This is a genomic window from Geobacter sp., from assembly GCA_009684525.1.
Taxonomy (GTDB): Bacteria; Desulfobacterota; Desulfuromonadia; order Geobacterales; family DSM-12255; genus Geoanaerobacter.
The window spans coordinates 396,041-414,766 of sequence record WKKR01000003.1; the positions used below are offsets into that span (position 1 = coordinate 396,041).

Annotated in this window: 18 protein-coding genes and 1 pseudogene; 13 read left to right on the top strand and 6 right to left on the bottom strand. The window is 59.1% G+C overall.

The window, feature by feature from the left end:
• Window positions 1-54: 54 nt before the first annotated feature.
• From GJT30_12865 to GJT30_12875, 3 genes are read left to right on the top strand one after another with little or no spacing between them, the layout of a single operon-like run.
• Entirely contained in the window at window positions 55-1,113 is a 1,059-nt protein-coding gene (locus GJT30_12865; GenBank protein MSM40500.1) for a hypothetical protein, read from the top strand.
• 12 nt (window positions 1,114-1,125) lie between these two features.
• Window positions 1,126-2,304, top strand: a complete 1,179-nt coding sequence (locus tag GJT30_12870; GenBank protein MSM40501.1) for a hypothetical protein — start codon at window positions 1,126-1,128, stop codon at window positions 2,302-2,304.
• Window positions 2,305-2,326: 22 nt separating this feature from the next.
• Window positions 2,327-2,713 carry a hypothetical protein gene (locus tag GJT30_12875; protein ID MSM40502.1) on the top strand — a complete coding sequence of 129 codons (387 nt, stop codon included), beginning with the start codon at window positions 2,327-2,329 and terminating at the stop codon, window positions 2,711-2,713.
• 9 nt (window positions 2,714-2,722) lie between these two features.
• On the opposite strand, the gene GJT30_12880 is transcribed toward GJT30_12875, so the two are convergent.
• The 6 genes from GJT30_12880 to GJT30_12905 form a co-directional block, all read right to left on the bottom strand.
• Window positions 2,723-3,943 carry an NCS2 family permease gene (locus tag GJT30_12880; protein ID MSM40503.1) on the bottom strand — a complete coding sequence of 407 codons (1,221 nt, stop codon included), beginning with the start codon at window positions 3,941-3,943 and terminating at the stop codon, window positions 2,723-2,725.
• Window positions 3,944-4,053: 110 nt separating this feature from the next.
• Window positions 4,054-4,566, bottom strand: a complete 513-nt coding sequence (gene mobB, locus GJT30_12885; protein MSM40504.1) for a molybdopterin-guanine dinucleotide biosynthesis protein B — start codon at window positions 4,564-4,566, stop codon at window positions 4,054-4,056.
• Window positions 4,567-4,585: 19 nt separating this feature from the next.
• A complete protein-coding gene (locus GJT30_12890) occupies window positions 4,586-5,170 on the bottom strand; it encodes a hypothetical protein (GenBank protein ID MSM40505.1) in 585 nt (194 codons plus the stop codon).
• Window positions 5,171-5,458, bottom strand: a complete 288-nt coding sequence (locus tag GJT30_12895) for a cytochrome C (protein ID MSM40506.1) — start codon at window positions 5,456-5,458, stop codon at window positions 5,171-5,173.
• A 96-nt stretch (window positions 5,459-5,554) separates the two neighbouring features.
• Window positions 5,555-5,896, bottom strand: coding sequence for a hypothetical protein (locus GJT30_12900; GenBank protein MSM40507.1), 342 nt, complete (start codon window positions 5,894-5,896; stop codon window positions 5,555-5,557).
• Complete coding sequence (locus GJT30_12905) at window positions 5,875-6,096, bottom strand: hypothetical protein (GenBank protein ID MSM40508.1); 222 nt, start codon at window positions 6,094-6,096, stop codon at window positions 5,875-5,877. Before GJT30_12905 ends, GJT30_12900 begins: the two co-directional genes overlap by 22 nt.
• A 53-nt stretch (window positions 6,097-6,149) precedes the next feature.
• Between GJT30_12905 and GJT30_12910 the strand changes: the two genes are divergently transcribed.
• From GJT30_12910 to GJT30_12955, 10 genes and pseudogenes are all read left to right on the top strand, one after another.
• Entirely contained in the window at window positions 6,150-6,989 is an 840-nt protein-coding gene (locus GJT30_12910) for a glutamate racemase (GenBank protein ID MSM40509.1), read from the top strand.
• Window positions 6,979-7,599 (top strand): sporulation protein, encoded by a 621-nt coding sequence (locus tag GJT30_12915; protein MSM40510.1) that lies wholly within the window; start codon window positions 6,979-6,981, stop codon window positions 7,597-7,599. Before GJT30_12910 ends, GJT30_12915 begins: the two co-directional genes overlap by 11 nt.
• A complete protein-coding gene (locus GJT30_12920) occupies window positions 7,596-10,013 on the top strand; it encodes a 5-methyltetrahydrofolate--homocysteine methyltransferase (protein ID MSM40511.1) in 2,418 nt (805 codons plus the stop codon). Before GJT30_12915 ends, GJT30_12920 begins: the two co-directional genes overlap by 4 nt.
• 98 nt (window positions 10,014-10,111) lie before the next feature.
• A complete protein-coding gene (locus tag GJT30_12925; protein ID MSM40512.1) occupies window positions 10,112-10,432 on the top strand; it encodes a hypothetical protein in 321 nt (106 codons plus the stop codon).
• A gap of 74 nt (window positions 10,433-10,506) precedes the next feature.
• Complete coding sequence (locus GJT30_12930) at window positions 10,507-11,352, top strand: transketolase (GenBank protein MSM40513.1); 846 nt, start codon at window positions 10,507-10,509, stop codon at window positions 11,350-11,352.
• Between the two features lie 27 nt (window positions 11,353-11,379).
• Window positions 11,380-12,318: a transketolase family protein gene (locus GJT30_12935; GenBank protein ID MSM40514.1), complete on the top strand. Its 939-nt coding sequence runs from the start codon at window positions 11,380-11,382 to the stop codon at window positions 12,316-12,318.
• Window positions 12,318-12,827, top strand: a pseudogene (locus tag GJT30_12940) (type II secretion system protein). Before GJT30_12935 ends, GJT30_12940 begins: the two are co-directional and overlap by 1 nt.
• 142 nt (window positions 12,828-12,969) lie before the next feature.
• Window positions 12,970-14,487: a HAMP domain-containing protein gene (locus GJT30_12945; protein MSM40515.1), complete on the top strand. Its 1,518-nt coding sequence runs from the start codon at window positions 12,970-12,972 to the stop codon at window positions 14,485-14,487.
• Window positions 14,484-15,857 (top strand): response regulator, encoded by a 1,374-nt coding sequence (locus GJT30_12950; protein ID MSM40516.1) that lies wholly within the window; start codon window positions 14,484-14,486, stop codon window positions 15,855-15,857. The genes GJT30_12945 and GJT30_12950 overlap by 4 nt, the downstream gene beginning before the upstream one ends.
• A gap of 196 nt (window positions 15,858-16,053) precedes the next feature.
• Complete coding sequence (locus tag GJT30_12955) at window positions 16,054-18,717, top strand: hypothetical protein (GenBank protein ID MSM40517.1); 2,664 nt, start codon at window positions 16,054-16,056, stop codon at window positions 18,715-18,717.
• The last annotated feature ends 9 nt before the right edge of the window (window positions 18,718-18,726 follow it).

The following is an 18,726-nucleotide window of genomic DNA, read 5'->3' on the forward strand; positions in this document are numbered from 1 at the left end:
CTGTTCTGTGCCGCTCCAGCGAGCGGCAAGTGCCAGGAAAGAGGGATGGAGCGGATGAACGTCGAACAGATGAAGACCGTGCTGCGGGAGATTGTCACCAAAACGGATCTCACCCCCTGTGTCGTGGGACATCGCGGGGTGGGAAAGACTGCCGGGATCATCCAGGTCTGCCGGGAGATCGGATTCCGCTATATGCCGCTTCGCCTGGGGCAGATGGAGGTGGGGGACCTGGTCGGGATCCCCTACCGCGATGGCGTTACCATGCACTGGTCGCGTCCCTGCTGGTGGCCCGGCGACGAAGAGCCCGCCACGATGGTCCATTGCGACGAGCTGAACCGGGCACAGCAGGAGGATACGCTGCAGGCGATTTTCCAGTTCGTGGAACCGCCGTCCGAGGGGCAGAGCCGGGCGCTGCACACCCACAAACTCTCTCCCCGGCACCGGGTGGTGGTGACCATCAACCCGCCCGATGGGACCTATCAGGTCGCTCCGCTCGACCGGGCGCTCATCGACCGGATGGTGATGCTCTATGTCGAGACCGACTATGCCTGCTGGGCTCGCTATGCACGGAGCCGGGACCTGGACGGTTCAGTCCAGCAGTTCGTCGCTGCCAACCCCGGATTCCTGGCCAAGGCGGGCAACCCCCTGGAGATGCAGGCAGAGCCGACGGAACGGGGCTGGGAGATGGTGAGCCGCCTGCGCGAGAGCTGCCGCTTCCCCAAGGAGTTGGAGATGGAGGTCTATGCCGGGGTGGTGGGGCAGGAGGCGGCCATCGCCTTTCTCCGCTGGTGCTCGGATCAGCGCAACCGGCCCGTTGCTGCCATGGATGTGCTCGACCACTGGAGTGAGGTGGCGCAGCGGGTGCGCCAGCAGCGCGACGACCTGCAGGCAGCCACCATGAACGAGCTGGTCAGCCTGCTGGGTGATGGACTCCCCTTGGAGGCCTCCCGCGAGGACCACCTGGTTGCCTATATCGATGTTCTGCCACGCGACCGCCGTTTCGGCCTGGTCAAATCGCTCCTCAAGATCCCGCCGGTGGCGCAGGTTCTCTCCCAGGACCGCTATGACGCCGTGGTGCTCGATGCCATCCAGGCGATCAGCGGCGAGGCATAGCCCCCCATCGCCATGACCGGCCGTGTCCTGGAAAACGCCGTAGTCCGCCTGTTGAAGGATCGCCCCTTCTATGGCCAGTTCATCCTCAACCTGCACCGGGAGGGAGGAGGGGGCGAATACCCGCTCGGCGTCACGATCCGCGACGGCGCCCCCACCCTGACGGTGAACGAGGAGCGCTTTTCCCTGCTGGCATCGGGCGTCCAGGAAGCGCTCCTGGAGCACTGCGTCAAGCACCTGCTGCACCTCCACATGGCTCGCCGCAAGGGACGTAACCTGCACGGGTGGGATATCTGCTGCGACCTGGCCATCAACCCCTCCATCGACGGGATGCCGGCGGATGCCCCCCGACCCGCGGATTACCGCCAGCCGGAAGGGATGGCCGCGGAAGAGTATTATGCCCTGCTGGTTCCGTTGTTCGATACCGGCAATCTCTCCGGCAAGGGGATCGGCACTGCCGACCGGGATACGGGGGGGCACACCGGCCCCGGAGCGGGCAGCCTACCCGTGCGGCACGGTGAAGGGCTGGACGACCACGCCTGCTGGCAGGATGCCGAGAGCACACCCTTGCGTCTGGCCGAGGAAATGGTCCGCGGCGTTACCCGCGAGGCGTACCAGAAGAGCGACGGCGAGGTCCCTGCCGATCTGAAGGACCTGGTGGGGTCGCTGCTGCGGCCGGCAGTGATCCCCTGGCGGCAGATTCTGCGCCAGTTCGTGGCCACGGCGGGCCGGGTGGGGCGGCGTTCCACCTGGCAGCGCGAACACCGCCGCTTTCAGCACGATACGCCGGGCGTGCGCAAGCGGCACCGTCTCAATCTCTTGGTCGGCATCGATGTTAGCGATTCCACCAACAGTGCAGAGCTTCGCGAATCCTTTGCCCTGGAGCTGATGCAGATCGCCCGGGGGCGGGATGCCCAGATCACGGCGGTCTATGCCAACAGCCGGGTCCAGCGGGTCGAAAACCTGCGGGGAAGCGGCGTGCAGGTGGCAAGCTACCACGGCGGGGGATTCACCGATCTCCGTCCCCTGTTCGATTATGCGAAAACCATGCGGCCGCCCCCTGCGGCCGTTATCTACCTGACCGACGGCATCGGCCCGGCACCCGAGAGCATGGAATTCCCCACGCTTTGGGCGCTGACCGCCGAGGGGGAGAAACCGGTGCCGTGGGGAGTGGAATTACGTCTGGAGGTATAGTTCCGTGAGCGAATTCATTGCCATGACCGCTGAAAGCGTCAGCGAGATGCTGACACTGGCCGGTGCGCAGGTGGCGGTACGTGCCGGCCGCACCGACAGCTACGGCGCGCCCCGCGACTTCTCGTTCGAGGTGCGGGCAGTTTTTCCCAACGGCATGGGTCTCAATGTGGTGGCGCGTCAGTTCAACTATCGCGATCCCTGGGAAGGGGGGGGGCGGGTGAACGACCTGGTGGATGTGGCCCTGCTGCGGGATGGCGGTTTTTCGCCGCTGCCCAAGGGGTACCCGTTCTTTCAGGGGGAGGACCAGGAAGAGGGGGTTGATGCCGAAAGGCTCGGCGAGATCATTGCCGTGGTCAGGGAGCTCAATACGAAGGTTTACCTGCTGCAGGAGCTGACCGGCGACCTCTGACCGGGGCCGCTACCGGTAGGGATAGAACAGGTAGAACGACAGGGCCATGGCCGCAAGCAGCCAGAGCGGCGGCGGCACTTCGCCGACCCGGCCGGTAACCAGCTTGAGCAGCGGATAGACGAGCAGCCCGGCGGTCATGCCGACGCCGATATTGTAGGTGAAGCTGATCAGGACGATGGTGAGGACGGCTGGGATCAGCTCGGTATAGTCGGTGAAGTCGAGTTGTGTTACCGGGGTAATCATCAGGATGCCGATCGCTACCAGGGCGATCCCATAGGCATGGGGCGGGACAGCCGTGAAGAGCGGGGCGAGAAAAAGCGAAGCGAGAAAGAGCATGGCCACCACCAGGGCGGTGAAACCGGTTTTGCCCCCCTCCTCGATCCCTGCGGCCGATTCGATGTAGGCGCCGGTCGTGGTGGTTCCCATCAGGGGGGCCACCATGTTTGCCAGGGCATCGGCCAGCATCGGCTTCTCTATCTCAGGCAGATCCCCCCGCTCGTCGAGCAGGCCGGCCCGGGCAGAAAGCCCGATCAGGGTGCCGATGGTGTCGACGAACGCCATGACGAAGACGATCAGAACTACCGGCAGCGCCTTGGGGGAGAGCGCCGCGGCGATGTCGAGCTTCCCCATGATCGGCAGAGGGTTCGGGGGGAGACTGAAGAGCTCCCTGGGGAGCGGCGTCACACCGCTGACCATGGAGAGCAGGGTGGTCGCCAGGATGCCGATGATCAGGGCGCCATGGATGCGTTTCACCAGGAGCCAGGCGATCACCATGAATCCCGCCACGGCCAGGAGTGTTGCCGGGCTGGTCACCTTCCCCAGGCAGACTGGCGCGCCCGGCACCCCGAGCGTGACGACCCCTGTTTCGTTCAGGCCGATGAAGATCAGGAACAGCCCGATGCCCACGGCAAAGCTGTATTTGAGCGACCGGGGGATGGCGTCTGCCAGCCAGCCCCTGACCTTGAAGAGCGTCAGCAGCGTGAAGAGAAAGCCGGCAAGGAAAATGGCGCCCAGCGCGGTCTGCCAGGGATAGCCCATCCCCTTGACCACGGTGAAGGCGATGAAGGCGTTTTCTCCCATGTAGGGGGCGATGGCAAAGGGCCTTTTGGCGTAAATCCCCATGACCGCGGTGCCAAAGGCGGCCGAGACGATGGTGGCGGTGATGGACGGCCCCTTGGGGATGCCGGCAGCTTCCAGGATCGCCGGATTGACGATGATGATGTAGGCCATGGTCAGGAAGGTGGCGACCCCTGCCAGGATCTCCTGCCGGAAGCCTGTCCTGTTGCCGGCAAAGTCGAAATAGTGCGCTACGAACCCCCGATTCCCCTCAGCACTTCCCTTCACGCACCTATCCCCATGATCCCCTGTTCGATGAAATCGGCCACCTGGCCGGGATTGTTGATATCCAGAACCGGCACGTCCAGTTCCAGCGGTGCATCGGAGGCGACCGCCACTAGCGTCGGATCGAACTCTTCGTCCCGGCAGAGGAGCCTGGCGCTACGCTCCTGGCGATGGACCTCGATCTTGGGGAGGGAGCTTCGCTTGAATCCTTCGGTCAGGACGATGTCCAGATCCGCGCAGTAGGTTGCCAGCAACTCCTCGATGGCTGGCTGTTCCTGGTGGCGTTTGATCAGGGCGAGCTTTTCCGGGGAGGTGATCAGCATGGTATCGGCACCGGCAGCAGTGAGGCGGTGGCTGTCTTTGCCCGGATGGTCGATGTCGAACCGGTGGGCATCGTGCTTGATGGCGCCTACCCGGTGCCCCCGGCGTTTCAGCTCGGCGATCACCTTTTCCAGCAGGGTCGTCTTGCCGGTGCCGGATTTGGCTACAAATGAAACAACATGCACGTCCATAACGGGTACTCCTGTCGTGTCAACCGGCGACAATGGCGATACGCGGCGCTTTCATCTTCCGTCCCACCAGTGCCCGGTAGCGGCCGCGCAGGACATTCAGATCATCCCTGAGGAAGGAGACGACGCTGTCGTCGGACAGTCGCGCCAGGTAGCGGTCTGCAAGACCGGCCATGGCGGCATTGTATTTTCTGGTCGAGCCGCCATGGGCGTAGTTTCGCCCCGGAAAACGACGGATGTCGCCATTGAACTCGGGCGCGATGTGATAGAGCTCGTGAAAGACCGTGATCAGCTTTTCGCGGAAGGGGAGATCGAAAAAGCGGGGGAAGAGAAAATAGACCACGTAGAGGATTTCCGTATCCCGCTGCCGGATATCAGGCATGGTGCAGGTGAAGGTCCGCCTGCCACGGCGCACCTGGCAGGTGCGGTTCCCTCCGGAGAAGCGGAGCGGATGGATCTTCGCATAGACGCCATGCACGCCGCTGCCGCGGGTGGTGGAGAGGCAGATCATGATTTTCTGCGGGTCGATATGAGAGAATTCTTCCATCCGCCTGGTTATGTCGGCCGCCAGTTGCTCCAGCGCGGCGGTCAGGTTCAGGGTGGACATCTATTTCGTCTGTTGTAGTTTGTGGCAGAAGAGGCAGCGCATCGGCCCGTCCTTCGGTTTCACCGGGTGCTTGACCGGGAACGGCACCCCACCCTGCTCATTGTGACAGGCAGGACACCCTTTGTCCGCTTCCATCTTGCCCTGCTTCTGCACGATCTCGTAGAACGGTTTATGCTGGTCGTCGAGAGGGACCTTCTTGGTCTTCTCTTTGCCGGAAATGGCAAAAAAGACCAACAGGACGATGGCGACAAGACCGATGAACATCCAGTCCTTTTTTCCTATCTGCATTGATTTCCTCCTGGGTATGCTTCAGCCGGTGCCTGTGCGGAGCAAAGGGGCGGGAAACGGCTGGCGGGCTTGATTGTCAGATACGGGCGGAGACGGTCAGTCTCCCTTGATAAAGGTAAAGTAGATAAGAACGCCGCCGATGAGCAGTCCGCCGAAGGCGAACGGCAGCGTCGATGACAGCGTCAGTTCATTCCCCTCCTGGCCGGACAGTGTGAAACGGATCAGCAGCATGATGGAGATGGCGGCGAAGAGGAAGAGCAGTACCGGCTTGGAGCGCTTGATGACGGCATAGAAAAAAAACAGCAGGAAAATCCCGATGACCCAGGGGTTCTCCATGGCGGATTTGAAGGTCAGATTCTTGATGAACTGGATGATATGTTCGGTTTCAAAGGGGGAAAAGGCCTCCTCGGTCTTTTTCAGGAGTTCCTGTTTTTCCATTGAACCTCCAGCGGCGCCTCGCCTGCTGTTGCCCCGGTATGGCAGACAGCCATGGTGCCGGTCAGGATGCGGATTTGACTGCCAAAGTAGTGCAAGAGTAGCAGAATTACAAGGCTTGTAAATGCCTTGACTTGCAGAAGTGCATACAATATCATTTCTTTTTCATTTTTTCCAGTCGATCGATTGCGGAAAATCTTCATGTTCCGGCCATGCCGCGCAGAAGAGAAGATCGGGGAGCAGAAGGCGGTTTTGGATGTCGTGGAAAGCGATCGGGGTATTTGATTCAGGCGTGGGGGGGTTGACGGTCTTGAAGGAGATCGTCAAGGCGCTTCCCCAGGAGGACACGGTCTATCTCGGCGATACGGCGCGGGTTCCCTATGGGACCAAGTCTCCCGAGACGGTGGTCCGCTATGCCCACCAGATTGCCGAGTTCCTGGTGAGCCGGGATATCAAGCTCCTGGTGGTGGCATGCAATACGGCGTCTGCCGTGGCGCTTGATTCCCTGAAAGAGTCGTTCTCCATCCCTATTGTCGGGGTGATCGAGCCGGGTGCACGCCGGGCGGTCAGCGTGACCGGAACCGGCAAGGTGGCGGTGATCGGCACCGAGGGGACGGTCAAGAGCAGCGCCTATACCAAGGCGATCAAGCGCCTTGCCCCAGAGGTCCAGGTGGTTACCCGGGCCTGCCCGCTCTTTGTCCCGCTGGCAGAGGAGGGGTGGGTGGACAACGAGGTGGCGCGGCTCACGGCCCGCACCTATCTGCAGGGGCTCACCGATGAGGGGATCGACACCCTGGTCCTGGGATGTACCCATTATCCCCTCCTGAAAGCGGTTATCGCCGAGGTGATGGGGCCGTCGGTGACGCTGGTTGATTCGGCCGAGGAGACTGCTCGCACCGTTGCGGAGATCCTCGGCGAAAACTCACTGCTTCGCCCCGCTGCAGAGCAGGGGAACCACCATTATTTCGTGACCGACATCCCGGCCGGATTCATCCGGGTCGGCAACCGCTTCCTCGGCGGCAGGCTGGGGGATGTGTACCAGGTAAGCCTGGATGCGTATCATGTGGAAAAAGGGGGGGCGGAAAATGGAGCGTAACCGGTCCCAGCGGCACACGGCATGGTTGGTTGCCGCGATTGCCGTGTTAGCGGTACTTTTAGTCGGGTTGATCATTAAGAAGTACATCGCCAAGGAGGCGCCTCCGCATGTGACCCCCCCGCCCGTGCACCAGGAAGGGGTCCGTACGGTAATCCTGTTCTTTGCTGCGCCGGATGGCAGCGGGCTGGTGCGCGAGGCCCGCGATATCGATCCTTGCAGCGGTCTGGTCGAGTGCGCGGAAGAGGTGGTGGGCGAATTGATAAACGGGCCCCTGGGCGACCTGACGCCGACTTTGCCGGAAACCGCCACGTTCCGCGGGGTCTCGCAGGAGGGTGACACCCTGACGGTCGACTTCGGCAGCGAGCTGCCGGCAGGACTCCCCGCCGGCAGCAACGCCGAGATGGCGGCGGTCTATTCGGTGGTCGATTCGCTGGCAGTCAACTTCCCCCAGATTAGGCAGGTGCGGATTCTCGTCGAAGGGAAGCCGGTGGATACCCTCAAGGGGCATCTCGACCTGCGCGAACCTCTGGAGCCCGACTTTTCCCTGGAAAAGAAGTCGGAAGCGACAAAAGAAGAGTCGACGCCGGGGCCGCAAAGGAGACAGCAATGAAACAGCCGATACTGCAGGCGCTCAAGGAGCGGGTGCTGATCCTTGACGGGGCCATGGGGACCATGCTCCAGGAGCGGGGTCTGAAGCCCGGCCAGTCGCCGGAAGAGCTGAATCTCCTTTTGCCCGAGGTGGTTGCCGGCGTGCATCGCGAGTATTTGGCCGCTGGAGCGGACATCATCGTTACCAACACCTTTGGCGGCAGCCGGGAGAAGCTCTCCCATTTCGGTCTCAAAGGGCGGGTGGCGGAGATCAATGCCGCAGCGGTGCGGATCGCCCGCGAGGTTGCGGGAGAAACCGCCTATGTGGGGGGCTCCATCGGCCCGACCGGCCGTTTTGTCGAGCCGGTGGGGGATCTCACCTTCGACGAGATGGCGGATATCTTTCGCGAACAGGCGACTGCCCTGGTTGCTGCAGGTGCCGACCTGATCACCCTGGAAACCTTCCTGGACATCAAGGAGATCAGGGCCGCCCTGATCTCCATCAGGGAGATCGCTCCGGAGATCCCGGTCATTGCCATGCTGACCTTCGACGACAATGGGCGAAGCGTGCTGGGGACCCCCCCCGAGGCGGCTGCCATCACCCTGGAGGCGGCAGGAGCGGATATCATCGGCTCCAACTGCGGTCTGGGCGTGGAAGGGATGTATGAGGTCCTGGTCGCGATGCGCCGGGTGACCCGGCTGCCGCTCATCTGCCAGGCCAATGCGGGTCTGCCGCTCCTGCATGACGGGGTGACGGTCTTTCCGGCTTCCCCGGAGGAGATGGCCTCCTACCACGACCGGCTGCTGGAGCTGGGGGTGAGGATCATCGGCGGCTGCTGCGGCACCACACCCCGGCATATTCGCGCCATGAAGGATGCACTTGCCGGCAAAGACCAGACCTGCCGTCCCGTCGGCCCGGACAAGGGGACGCTGTTCCTTTCCAGCCGCACCGGCTTTGTCGCGCTGGGGGGCGGCCAACCGGTGGCGATCATCGGCGAGCGGATCAACCCCACCGGCAAGAAGGCGTTTGCCGCGGAACTGCAGGAGGGAAAAGTCTCCTACATCAGGCGGGAGGCCATGGAACAGGCGGCTGCAGGAGCGCACCTGCTCGACGTCAATGTGGGCGCTCCCGGTATCGACGAGCCCGCTGCCATGGAGCAGGCGGTCTTCTGCGTAACCGGGGCGGTTCAGTTGCCCCTGGTGCTCGACTCCTCCAGTCCGGCTGCCCTGGAGCGGGGCTTGAAGGCTGCCGACGGGAAGGTGCTGGTCAATTCGGTTTCGGGCGAGGAAAAGAGCCTTACCCGGGTCCTGCCTCTGGTGAAAAAGTATGGTGCTGCCGTGATCGGCCTCACCCTCGACGAGCAGGGCATCCCCGAGAGTGCCGACCAGCGCCTTGCCGTGGCGGAGCGGATCGTGGCCGCAGCCGCGAGGCAGGGGATCGCGGCCGGCAATGTGGTGGCGGACTGCCTCACCCTGACGGTCAGCGCGGAACAGAAACGGGCCATGGAATCCCTGCGGGCGGTTCGGCTGGTAAAGGAACGGCTCGGTCTGAATACGGTCTTGGGGGTGAGCAACATCTCCTTCGGCCTGCCGGCCCGGCCGGTGATCTCCTCCAGCTTTTTCGCCATGGCCATTGCTGCCGGGCTCGATGCGGCGATCATCAACCCCAAGGAACAGCCGATGATGGATGCCTATCGTTCCGCCATGGTGCTGCTCAATCGCGACGTCAACGCGGCAGCCTACATCGAGGCGTACAAAGGGGCGGGCGCAGCAGCGCAAGCCCCTGCCCCAAGCGAGGCGCCCAAGGACATCAGGGGACGGCTGGCAGCCGCGATCATCGGCGGCGACCGGGAAGGGATCGAGAGCCTTGTCGGTGCGGCCCTGGCTGAAGGGCTGGACCCTCTTGCCATCAGCAACGAGGGGTTGATCCCCGGCCTGGAAGAGGTTGGCCGCCGTTTCGAGAAGAACCAGGTCTTTCTCCCCCAGGTGATGCGCTCGGCCGAGACCATGCAGGCCGCCTTTGCCCGGCTCAAGCAGGAGCTGGCCGGTGCGGCCATGGAGAGCAAGGGGCGCATCCTCATGGCAACCGTCGAGGGTGACATCCACGACATCGGCAAGAACATCGTCTGCACCCTGTTGGAGAACCACGGCTTCGAGGTGATCGACCTGGGGAAAAACGTCCCGGCAGACCGGATCATTGCAGAGGCACTGGAGCAAAAGGCCGACGCTGTCGGGCTCTCTGCCCTGATGACCACGACCATGGCCGAGATGGAGAATGTCCTGAACCGCCTGCGGGATGCCGGCGTCAAGACCTTCACCATGGTGGGGGGGGCGGTCGTTACCAGGGAATACGCCGACCGGATCGGCGCCGACCTCTATGCCAAGGATGCCATGGAGGCGGTGACCAGGATCAAGGAGCTGCTCTGTAAAGGGTGATGATGGGGCAAACAGCCCGCCCTGCGTACAGTATTGCAATTTATGCCGTTGGTATGATACGTTACTCTGTCTACGTGATTTGACGGACGGTGGTGACAATGGTCGTCGGCTTCAATCATAACGTTGTCTACAAACGAGAAGTTTTCCATGTCCAGACCGAGGACAGCGGCAGAGTAAACCCGCAGATCACAACCCTCCTCTATCGTGGCGGGACCATCATCGCGTCCAAGAAGGTCAGCTACGCGGATATAATCAAGATCGACAACCTGGAAGCGGTTGTCGAAGACCTAATGAAGGAGCAGCATAAGGAGATGCTGCGCCGGCTCAAAAATGGCGAGTTCGACGACCGGCTTGCCGCCATCCCTTCTTCCCCATCACCTGTCGAGACATCTCCTGCCGGAAAAATCGAGGGTCGATGATGTTCTCCCCGATCGCCCCGTTTCCCTCCGGGAGTGGTAGCACCCCAACCTGAACGAGAAAGGATCAGCCTTCAGTGAACGAAACCATTGCGCAGCTTGAGGAAAAAGCCCGTAATCTGCGTGTAGCCGTCGTCAAGGCCCTGCACAAATCACAGTCCGGCCATACCGGTGGATCGCTCTCTGCCATCGACATGGTAACGGTTCTCTATTTCCATACCATGCGGCACGATTCTGCCAACCCCCGCTGGGAAGGGCGCGATCGTTTCGTGCTCTGCAAGGGGCATGCGGCCCCTGCCCAGTATGTGGCGCTGGCCGAGGCCGGCTACTTTCCCCGTGAGGATCTGATGATGCTCCGTCGCCTCGGGAGCCATCTCCAGGGACATCCCGACAGCAAGGGTACTCCCGGTGTGGAGGTCTGTACCGGGTCTCTGGGGCAGGGGCTCTCCATGGCCAACGGCATGGCGCTCGGGCTCAGGCTCGACGGGAAGGATAACCGGGTCTACGCACTCCTGGGTGACGGCGAACTCCAGGAAGGGCAGGTCTGGGAGGCAGCCATGGCGGCCAGTCACTACCGGCTCGACAACCTCTGCGCGCTGATAGACTGCAACGGTCTGCAGATCGACGGCGAGGTTGCCCGGGTAATGGGGGTTGAGTCGGTACCCGACAAGTTCCGCGCCTTTGGCTGGCATGTCCTGGAGATCGACGGTCATGATATCGGGGCAATTATCGCCGCCCTCAGCCAGGCCAAGGTGACCAAGGGGCAGCCGACGGCCATTGTTGCCAGGACCGTCAAGGGGAAGGGGGTCTCCTTCTTCGAGAACAAGGCGTCCTACCATGGTGTCCCCCCCAGCGACGAGGAGCTTCCCCGTGCTCTGGAATGCCTCGGTTGTTTCGAGGATTGCGAGAAAATCTCCCATTAACGCGGTTACTGAAAGGATATACGAGCTATGAGCGGCATGATAGCCACCAGGGATGCCTATGGCGAGGTTCTGGCGGAACTGGGGACGGAAAACGAACAGATTGTGGTCTTGGACGCCGATCTTTCCGGTTCGACAAAGACAGGGGTATTCGGCAAGAAGTTTCCGCAGCGATTCTTCAACATGGGGATCGCCGAGGCCAACATGGTCGGCACGGCGGCCGGTCTAGCGGCAGTGGGGAAGATCCCGTTCCTCTCCACCTTTGCCATTTTCGCGGCTGGCAGGGCCTGGGAGCAGGTCCGCCAGTCGGTTGCCTATCCCAAGGCCAACGTGAAGATCGTGGCGACCCACGGCGGGGTGACGGTCGGTGAGGATGGGGGCTCCCACCAGTCGGTGGAGGATATCGCCATCATGAGGGCAATCCCCAACATGACGGTGATGGTGCCTGCCGACGGCGTCGAGACCCGTGCCGCGATCAGGGCTGCTGCGGAGTATCACGGACCGGTCTATATCCGGCTCGGGCGCAACAAGGTGCCGACCGTGATCCCTGCTGACCATCCGTTTGCGATCGGCAAGGGGGTCGAACTGGTTGCCGGCACGGACCTGACCTTCGTCACTACCGGACTGATGACCGCCCAGGCGGTCAAGGCTGCCGAACTTCTGCTGGGCCAAGGCATCAGTGCCAGGGTTGTGCATCTCGGGACCATCAAGCCACTCGATCAGGATATCCTCCTCAAGGCAGCCCGTGAGACCAGGGCGATCGTGACCGCGGAGGAGCATTCCATCGTCGGTGGGCTGGGCGGCGCGGTGACGGAGTACCTTGCCGGTGTCTGCCCGGTTCCGGTCTACCGCGTCGGCGTGCGGGACCGTTTCGGCACTTCAGGCAAGGCCGAGGAACTTCTCAAGTACTTCGGCCTGATGCCCGACGACTTGGTGGACGCGGCACGCGGAGCCCTGGCGAAGAGCTGATGGCCGACCTGTCCCGTCATCGCTGCGGGGGATTCACCTACCTGGCAGCCCTCATCATCATTGTCATCATGGGGATCATGCTGGGGATGATGGGGCAGACCTGGACTACGATCATGAAGCGTGAGCGGGAAGAGGAGCTCCTCTTCCGCGGCTTGCAGATCCGCAATGCCATCGAGCGATGGCAATCGCCTCGGGCAGGGCAAACCGTTGTTACCCCGTTGAAGGACCTGAAGGATCTGATTAAAGATCCGCGCTCTTTATCAACGGTGCGCTACCTGCGCCAGGATCCGAACAAGGATTTCCTCGATCCGATCACCGGCAAGGAGTGGGTCGTCATCAAAGACCCAGTCAAGGGGATCATCGGTGTTGCCAGTTCCAGCGAAGAGACCCCCTTGCGGCAGAAGAATTTTGCCGACAAGTTTGCTGTTCCGGATAGTGACACGAAATTAAAGGCCATGTTCGACTCCTTCGAGGGGAAGACCAAGTACAGCGACTGGCTTTTTGTCTATGGGCCGGCCCCGCAGCAGCTCAGCGTCAGCGGGGCCTCCGGTGGCGGGAGCGTGACCACCCTCGGCGGTACGTCAGCCCGCTAGTGAACGACACCGGGTTCGGTCTCTTGAGCTGAACATCCCTTATGGTGCTGGAGGTTGGTTGATATTCCGGAGTCTTACAACCAGGGTTATCTTTATTTCGATCAGCCTGCTGGCGTTCGGCATCAGTTTCTTTGCCTTTCTGAACCTCCGCAAGGAACAGACCCAGCTTATCAACTCTGCCCGCGAAACCACTGACCTGCTGCTCAGGACCGTTGAGGCAAGCATCTACAACTCCATGCGTATCGGGAATACCGACGATGTCCAGGTCATCCTGGAGATGGTCGGCCAGAATCCGAAACTCACTGGAGTTCGCATTTTCCATCCCCATGGGATGGTGCTCCGTTCGTCTCATCCGATCGAGGTCGGCCGGCCGGTGGATAACGTTGATTACCAGATGTTTCTGCAGAACCGGAAAGAGGGCGTTTTTACCGTGCAGGGGCTCGGCGATGTCCTGCGGATGATCAAGCCGATCTATAACGACGAGCCCTGTCACATCTGCCATGGACATAAGGCACGGATCATCGGCGTCCTCAACGTCAATTATTCACTGTCCGAAACCCAGAAACGGATGATCGAGGCTACCAAGCTCTTTTTTGTTTCCACGACGGCGATCATTGCCTTTCTGTCGGTGACCATCTCTCTGGTCCTTCTCAAGTTTGTCCGCAAACCCTTGCGGCTCCTGGTGGAAAACATGGCCAGAGTCGAAGAGGGTGATCTTACGGTACGGATGAACTACAAGGGGCAGGACGAAGTCGGGCAGCTGGTTGCGAGCTTTGACTCCATGGTCGACCGCTTGGACAAGGCGAAACAGGAGCTGGAACAGCTACATTTCCAGCAAATGGAGCGTGCCGATCGGCTTGCATCGGTCGGCGAAATGGCTGCCGGGATCGCCCATGAAATCAAGAATCCGTTGACCGGGATAGCCGCTGCCATAAGCATTATCAAGGAAGATTTCCAGGCGGATGACCCTCGCTCAGACATACTTGTCGAGGTGCTCGACCAGGTGAAGCGGATGGACAAGACGGTAAACGACCTGCTGTTTTTCGGCAAGCCGTCACCTCCCGAGTTTGTCTATGCCGATCTCAATGCAATCCTCCAGAAGACGGTTGTCTTTGCGTCGCAATACAAAGGCGGCAAACACATCGAGAAAAAGCTGGAGCTGTGTGAGGATCTCCCCCCTGTCTATGTGGATCCAAAGCAGATCCAGCAGGTCTTGCTTAATATAATCCTTAATGCGTTCCAGGCCATGCCGGGTGGTGGAGAACTCTCGATCGTCACGAAGACAACGGCCAGGGACGGAGTGACCTTTGTGCGGGCAATTATCGGTGACACCGGCTACGGCATCCCCCCGCAGGTCCTGGGTAAACTGTTCACACCCTTCTTTACCACCAAGGCCCAAGGGACCGGGCTGGGACTGGCAATCTGCCACAACATCATCAGCCAACACAACGGCGATATTTCCGTAGTCAGTGAAAACGGAAAAGGGACCGAATTCACCATTGACCTTCCTGCAGTGACGGGCCGACTCGATGAAGGCCCCTCTGAAACGACCCACGATGTAAAGGAGCAGCAATGAGAAAAACACGTATCCTCGTGGTTGACGACGAGCACCTGATTCGCTGGTCTCTGGAGCAGAATCTCAAGAAGCAGGGGTATGAGGTTCTGACTGCGGGAACCGGTGAGGATGCACTGAAAATGGTTCGTGAGGACCAGCCCGATCTGATGCTCCTCGACGTGCAACTTCCGGGCATCAATGGTCTGCAGGTCCTGGAGAAGGTCAAGGAAGGCGACGAGGATATCGTCGTGATCATGGTGACCGCGCAAGGTGCTCTGGAAACTGCCGTTACGGCCATGCGTCTTGGTGCCTACGATTATATCAACAAGCCATTCAACCTTGAGGAAATGGCCATTGTCATAAAGAAAGCACTGGAAACCTCCGACCTGCGCCGGGAGGTCGCAAGTCTGCGAAGCGAGCACAAGAAGTTCGGGCCGCCTAACATTATCGGCAAGAGTAAGCACATGGGCAATGTTCTGGAGATGATGAACAAGGTTGCCAAGAGTGAGGCATCCACAGTTCTGATCCAGGGTGAGTCCGGCACCGGGAAAGAGCTTGTGGCAAAGTGGATTCACTATGCATCGAGCCGGGCCGAAAAGCCGTTCGTTGCAATCAACTGCGCTGCCGTCCCTTCGACGTTGCTGGAAAGCGAACTTTTTGGCCATGAAAAAGGTTCATTCACCGACGCAAAAGTCACCAAGAAAGGGCTTTTTGAACTCGCCGATGGCGGCACTGTCTTTCTGGACGAGATTGGCGACATGGAAGTAGGGATGCAGGCCAAACTGCTCAGGTTCCTGGAGGACCGCAACTTCCGCCGGATTGGTGGCACCAAGGCGATCTCCGTTGATGTCAGGATTATCTCCGCAACCAACAAGGACCTGTTGAAGGCGATTGAAGACAAGCACTTCCGCAATGATCTGTATTATCGCCTCCAGGTCATACCGATCTACCTACCCCCGTTACGTGAACGCAAGGATGATATTCTCCTGCTGGTGCAGCATTTTATTGAGGTCTTTAACAGAGAATTCAACAAATGTGTCAAGGGTGTTTCCAGCATGGCGGAAAAGATGCTTGTTGACTATGGCTGGCCGGGTAACATCAGGGAATTGAAGAACGTGGTTGAACGGGCCATAATCCTTGGTAATGAAGATACGCTGCTCCTTGAACACCTTCCCCTTGAGATCGTTGCAAAATCGTCTTCTTCCGTTACTCCACCGACTACCACGTTCAAACTTCCCCCTGAAGGTGTTGATATTGAGGAGGTTGAGAAAGAACTGATTCGTCAAGCATTGGAGAATTGCGACTGGAATCAGTCAAAGGCGGCAAAAAAGCTCAGCCTGGGTATTGATGCATTTCGTTACCGGATGAAAAAATTTGGCTTTCTTAAATGAAAGACATTAAATAATATTGTGTGTGAATTGAACATCCAGCGGATGGATTTGCTGCGGTAAAGGCGTAAATTATCAATGAATACTGACTGGTTACGCTGTGTCGTAGAGTGGGCACTTAAGTTGCATATAGTATTCTTAACTGATCGAAACATTACATCACAAGTGACAAATCTCCAATAAATCCGGAGGAAATAATATGGCGGCACATGTTCAGAGGAAAATGGCACTGCTGGTCATCTCGCTGTTTGTAGCGGTCATTTCGCTACCCATGGCTGCCGCAGATGTGCTTGCCTTACAAGCTACTCCGTTGCAGCCGATTACCCAAGCGGTCAGGACACCGATTCGCATCGCCATGAATAGCGATGGGAGCGGGGGCTTTTTTGTTACTGACCCGCGTAGTGGCGGTGTGTTGAAATTCAATGCTGCCGGCGAGTTTTTGCAGAAAATTGGTACGGCCGGGGTGCCGCAAGGTATCGCAGTCAAGAGCAATGGCGATTTGGTAGTGAGCCAGGGAAGCTTTGCTGCGATTATCGATGCGGTTTCGGGTGTGGAAAAGAAGCGGCTTGGGCTTTCCGGGGTGGCAACGCAGTTTCAATTTGCCGATGGGGTAGCTGTAGATAACGAAGGTAATATTTATGTTGTTGATTCTAAAGGGTGTAATGTCAAGAAATATGATGCGTCCGGAGAGTATCTTCTGCAATTCGGTTCGGCAGGGACAGGCAGTACGCAGTTTTCCTATCCGTCGGGCATAGCGTACGAGCAGAACTCGCAGCTTTTGGCAGTTGTTGATACGCTGAACAAGAAAATCAAATTTTACAGCAAAGCGGGTGTCTATCAGAGCGTCATAGGAATTTCCCAGATTGGCTCTCTTGGCGCTTTGGAGTTTCAGTCGCCGCAAGGCGTGGCATTTGAGTACTCTACCGGCACTCCGCGCATGTATGTGGCTGATGCCTATAACAGCACTGTCCAGGCCATAGATGTGGTGGGCACGGGGTCGTTCGTTGCCTTTATCGGTGACTACGGGACCTCAAACGGCCAGTTGATGATACCGTCTGATGTTGCTTTTGACCAGGTCAACAAGCGGTTGATCGTGGCCAATGGGTACGGCAATGTAACGCTGTACGGGATCGATGGGGGCTCGACACCGATTTCCTCAGTAATCGCCGCTCCGGTGCTGTCAGTGAATCCGCCGCTTTCGATTGTGAACACTGCGACTGCCGCGCTGGATGGGACTGTGACTTCCGGATCGTATGTGTCATGTGTCCTGAATGGTGCTCAGGCGTTTTCAGCCAGTGTTGTCGGGACTTCGTGGAGTTGCACGGTAACCGGGCTGCAGTCCGGGGCTAATGCCATCGAAGTGGTGGCCAGGAATGCCTCTCCCGTTGCAGTAAGCAAGCAGTACAGTATCTCATATCTCGCCGGCGGGCCTTCGCTTCGCGTAAATCCCCTTTCTGAGTATGTCAGTGCCAGTCCCCTGACTATAGACGGTACGGTCGATCCTGGCGCTACCGTTCAGGTGTGCAATGCCACGACATCCGTGTGCGGTTCAGCCGTAGTTACCAGCGGGAACTGGAGTTACAACCAGCTTGCCCTGGTCCCTGGTGTGAACAGTATTCAGGTGTCTGCGGTACTTGGTGGTACTTCCATGAAGGCAGTCAGCACCAAATTTGATAACGTAGCGCCGGTCGTTGTGCTGTCGACGGTGACCAATGCGGCAACGGTCAATAATCAGGTTGTCAACGTGACCGGCACGGTTCAGGATTCGTACCTGAAGGATGTGCAGGTGAACGGACAGACCGTATCGGTCAATAATGGTGTATTCAGCGCTGCTGTTGCTGGAGTGACTGAACTGCATGTTGTCGCAACTGACTTGGCGAACAATGTGACCACAATCGATCGCACTGGAATAATTTATGACAGTAGCAAGACGAAACTGAGCGTGACTTCACATGCAGATGGGGCCATAGTCACGGCATCTTCGCAAATGGTTTCTGGCACTGCGGACAAAGGGGCAACCGTAACGGTTGGTTCCACCAGTGTACCGGTCTCCAGTGGTGTCTGGTCTTCGAACGTTACTCTTAGTTCTGGGATGAACGATATCCAGATAGTTGCAGCAGATGGATGCAGAACCAAGCTCACTTTGTTCCTTGATGCTGCAAAGCCTGCCCTTGCAGTGTCGGCGCCAAGGGTTGACGTTGCAACAAACCAGGCTGTTTATCAGGTTGCCGGGAAGGTTGATGCCGCAGCGAGTCTTTCCTACAATGGCACCACTCAGACCAGCGAAGTTCCCTTTGCGCTTTCCTTTAGCCAGGAAGGGCCTTACTCTGTACTGTTGGCTGCAGATGACGGTAATGGCAACGTGAGTTACTCGGTAAGAAATATTCTGTACGACGTGACTCCTCCATCACTGACCGTCAGCAGCGCGACAGCTCAGACAACAACTTTGAGCGGGACTGCTGAACCGGGGGCTTCTGTTGTTGTCAGGGCGCTTGATACCGGTGCCATTGTCGGAACGGTTACTGCGGTGAACAACAACTGGACTGCTAACCTCGGTTCTGCCAGGGATCCGTTGAATCTCATCGTTTCTGCGACGGATGCCGCTGGGAATATAATGAAGAAAACCTCCTTTGCTCCCGATGGAAATATTAACTACCCGGTTGACCTTGTTGTGACCTTTGAAGATGCACGTTATTGTAATGATAAGGTTGTAGGAGTTGGTGCTGCACCTACCGATCTCGAAATTGCCCATGGTGATATTGGGCCGCTGCTGAACGGCCTGCCGAGCCCCAATGGGAAAATTGACATGAGCGATTGCGTCCTGATCCTCAGAAAAGCTGCTGGACTAACCGTGCCATTCTAAATTGTGTAG

What these genes read in the sequence shown, in the direction of transcription:
- GJT30_12865 (MSM40500.1), top strand. Translation starts at nt 55, where the DNA reads ATGAACGTCGAACAGATGAAGACCGTGCTGCGGGAGATTGTCACCAAA.
- GJT30_12870 (MSM40501.1), top strand. Translation starts at nt 1,126, where the DNA reads ATGACCGGCCGTGTCCTGGAAAACGCCGTAGTCCGCCTGTTGAAGGAT.
- GJT30_12875 (MSM40502.1), top strand. Translation starts at nt 2,327, where the DNA reads ATGACCGCTGAAAGCGTCAGCGAGATGCTGACACTGGCCGGTGCGCAG.
- GJT30_12880 (MSM40503.1), bottom strand. Translation starts at nt 3,943, where the DNA reads ATGGCCTACATCATCATCGTCAATCCGGCGATCCTGGAAGCTGCCGGC.
- mobB (MSM40504.1), bottom strand. Translation starts at nt 4,566, where the DNA reads ATGGACGTGCATGTTGTTTCATTTGTAGCCAAATCCGGCACCGGCAAG.
- GJT30_12890 (MSM40505.1), bottom strand. Translation starts at nt 5,170, where the DNA reads ATGTCCACCCTGAACCTGACCGCCGCGCTGGAGCAACTGGCGGCCGAC.
- GJT30_12895 (MSM40506.1), bottom strand. Translation starts at nt 5,458, where the DNA reads ATGCAGATAGGAAAAAAGGACTGGATGTTCATCGGTCTTGTCGCCATC.
- GJT30_12900 (MSM40507.1), bottom strand. Translation starts at nt 5,896, where the DNA reads ATGGAAAAACAGGAACTCCTGAAAAAGACCGAGGAGGCCTTTTCCCCC.
- GJT30_12905 (MSM40508.1), bottom strand. Translation starts at nt 6,096, where the DNA reads ATGAAGATTTTCCGCAATCGATCGACTGGAAAAAATGAAAAAGAAATG.
- GJT30_12910 (MSM40509.1), top strand. Translation starts at nt 6,150, where the DNA reads ATGTCGTGGAAAGCGATCGGGGTATTTGATTCAGGCGTGGGGGGGTTG.
- GJT30_12915 (MSM40510.1), top strand. Translation starts at nt 6,979, where the DNA reads ATGGAGCGTAACCGGTCCCAGCGGCACACGGCATGGTTGGTTGCCGCG.
- GJT30_12920 (MSM40511.1), top strand. Translation starts at nt 7,596, where the DNA reads ATGAAACAGCCGATACTGCAGGCGCTCAAGGAGCGGGTGCTGATCCTT.
- GJT30_12925 (MSM40512.1), top strand. Translation starts at nt 10,112, where the DNA reads ATGGTCGTCGGCTTCAATCATAACGTTGTCTACAAACGAGAAGTTTTC.
- GJT30_12935 (MSM40514.1), top strand. Translation starts at nt 11,380, where the DNA reads ATGAGCGGCATGATAGCCACCAGGGATGCCTATGGCGAGGTTCTGGCG.
- GJT30_12950 (MSM40516.1), top strand. Translation starts at nt 14,484, where the DNA reads ATGAGAAAAACACGTATCCTCGTGGTTGACGACGAGCACCTGATTCGC.
- GJT30_12955 (MSM40517.1), top strand. Translation starts at nt 16,054, where the DNA reads ATGGCGGCACATGTTCAGAGGAAAATGGCACTGCTGGTCATCTCGCTG.